This is a genomic window from Tamlana crocina (assembly GCF_012037625.1).
On record NZ_JAAVJS010000793.1, the window covers coordinates 1 to 294 of the forward strand.

General features: G+C 43.9%; 1 protein-coding gene. It reads left to right on the forward strand.

Going from position 1 to position 294, the window contains the following annotated elements; all coding sequences use genetic code 11:
- Nucleotides 1–9 precede the first annotated feature (9 nt).
- Nucleotides 10–294, forward strand: a 285-nt coding sequence (locus HC176_RS19030; RefSeq protein ID WP_483414766.1) for an immunoglobulin domain-containing protein, incomplete at its 3' end; no start/stop codon positions are given.

The following is a 294-nucleotide window of genomic DNA, read 5'->3' on the forward strand; positions in this document are numbered from 1 at the left end:
ACCGGAAATGTGTTCTGTGAATCAGACAATGCCACTTTAGCCGATCTTGAAGAGTTTGTATCTGCAAATGGAGATATTACCTGGTATGCAACCCAAACCGGTGGTGACGTTCTAACTACTTCTACAACCCTTAGGGATGGGATAACTTATTATGCTACCTCAACCGGTACAGATTCAGACTGTGAGAGTTCAGAACGACTTGCTGTAACCATCACCCTGGAAAGCTGTGAGTTTCCCGAAGCTTTCTCTCCAAACGGAGACGGAGTTAATGACCGCTTCTTTATTAGAAATCTT